Annotated in this window: 1 protein-coding gene; it reads right to left on the bottom strand. The window is 71.1% G+C overall.

Going from position 1 to position 2315, the window contains the following annotated elements; genetic code table 11:
- A partial coding sequence (gene carB / locus ABTZ89_RS38025; protein ID WP_351054177.1) for a carbamoyl-phosphate synthase large subunit occupies window positions 1-2315 on the bottom strand: 2315 nt, incomplete at both ends.

Below are 2315 nucleotides of genomic sequence, written 5' to 3' on the forward strand. Positions count from 1 at the left end.
GCCCTGGATGCCGGCCTCGATGCCCTGCACCGCCGCGGCCGCACCCTGCACCGTGGTGATGCACGGGATGTCGCGGGAGACGGCCGCGGTGCGGATCTCGTAGCCGTCGACGCGCGGGCCCGGGTTGCCGTACGGGGTGTTGATCACCATGTCGACCTCGCCGGCCTTGATCAGCTCGACGATGTCGCGCTCGCCGTCGGACTTCTCGGTGTGCTTCGGGACCACGGTGGACGGAATCCCGTTGCGCCGCAGCACCTCCGAGGTGCCGGTGGTCGCCAGGATCTCGAAGCCCAGGTCCGCCAGCCGCTTGACCGGGAACACCAGGGACCGCTTGTCCTTGTTGGCCACCGAGACGAACACCTTGCCGGAGGTCGGCAGCGAACCGTAGGCACCGGCCTGGGACTTGGCGAAGGCCGTCCCGAAGGAGACGTCGATGCCCATGACCTCACCGGTCGACTTCATCTCCGGCCCGAGCAGCGAGTCCACGCCGACGCCCTCGCGGGTGCGGAACCGGTGGAACGGCAGCACCGCTTCCTTGACCGCCACCGGCGCGTCGATCGGCAGGTCCGCGCCGTCGCCCTCCGGCGGCAGCACGCCCTCCGAGCGCAGGTCGGCGATCTTGGCGCCGAGCATGATCCGCGCGGCGGCCTTGGCCAGCGGCGCAGCCGTCGCCTTCGACACGAACGGCACGGTCCGCGAGGCGCGCGGGTTGGCCTCCAGGACGTAGAGCACGTCGTCCTTGAGCGCGTACTGCACGTTCAGCAGGCCGTGCACGCCGATGCCGCGCGCGATGGCCTCGGTGGACTGGCGCACCATCTCGATGTCCTGGCGCCCCAACGTGATCGGGGGCAGGGCGCACGCCGAGTCGCCGGAGTGGATGCCGGCCTCCTCGATGTGCTCCATCACGCCGCCGAGGTAGACGTCGGTGCCGTCGCACAGCGCGTCCACGTCGATCTCGATGGCGTCGTCGAGGAAGTTGTCCACCAGCACCGGGTGCTCCGGGGTGACCTCGGTGGCGCGGGCGATGTAGTCCTCCAGCGACGCCTCGTCGTAGACGATCTCCATGCCGCGACCGCCGAGCACGTAGGACGGCCGCACCAGCACCGGGTAGCCGATCTCGTCGGCGATCCGCTTGGCACCCTCGAAGGACGTCGCGGTCCCGTACTTCGGCGCGGGCAGACCCGCACCGGCCAGCACGTCGCCGAACGCGCCGCGGTCCTCGGCCAGGTGGATCGCCTCCGGCGGCGTGCCCACGATCGGCACCCCGGCCTCGGCCAGCCGCTTGGCCAGGCCCAGCGGGGTCTGGCCGCCCAGCTGCACGATCACGCCGGCGACCGTGCCCGAGCGCTGCTCGGAGTGCACGACCTCCAGGACGTCCTCGAAGGTCAGCGGCTCGAAGTACAGCCGGTCCGAGGTGTCGTAGTCGGTGGAGACGGTCTCCGGGTTGCAGTTGACCATCACGGTCTCGTACCCGGCCTCGCGCAGCGACATCGCGGCGTGCACGCAGGAGTAGTCGAACTCGATGCCCTGGCCGATGCGGTTCGGGCCCGAGCCGAGGATGATCACCTTCGGCCGCTCGCGCTGCTCGGTGACCTCCGACTCGGCCGCCGGGTCGGACTCGTAGGCCGAGTAGTGGTACGGCGTGCGGGCGGCGAACTCGGCCGCGCAGGTGTCCACCGTCTTGTACACCGGGCGCACGCCCAGCCGGTGCCGCAGCGCGCGAACGCCGTCCTCACCGGCCAGTTCCGGCCGCAGCGCGGCGATCTGGGCGTCCGACAGCCCGGCGCGCTTGGCCCGGCGCAGCAGCGCCGCGTCCAGCACCGGGGCCTCGACCAGCTCGGCGCGCAGCTCGACCCACGCCAGGATCTGGTCGACGAACCACGGGTCGATGCCGGAGGCCTCGCACACCTGCTCCACCGAAGCGCCCAGCCGCAGCGCGCGCTCCACCGTGTACAGGCGGCCGTCGTGCGGCGTGCGCAGCTGCTCCACAGTGGACTCGAGAGTGGCGTCCTCAGGGTCGGCCTTGGTCCAGAACCCGACCGCCTTGGTCTCCATGGCGCGCAGGGCCTTGCCCATCGCCTCGGAGAAGCTGCGGCCCACGGCCATCGCCTCGCCGACGCTCTTCATGGTGGTGGTCAGTTCCTGGTCGGCGCCCGGGAACTTCTCGAAGGCGAAACGCGGCACCTTCACCACGACGTAGTCCAGCGTCGGCTCGAAGCTCGCCGGGGTCTCGCCGGTGATGTCGTTGCGGATCTCGTCGAGGGTGTAGCCCACCGCCAGCGTGCCGCAGCGGGAGTCGGCTCGGCAACTGCCAT

The sequence above is a fragment of the Saccharopolyspora sp. NPDC002686 genome (assembly GCF_040295745.1).
GTDB classification, from domain to species: domain Bacteria; phylum Actinomycetota; class Actinomycetes; order Mycobacteriales; family Pseudonocardiaceae; genus Saccharopolyspora; species Saccharopolyspora oryzae.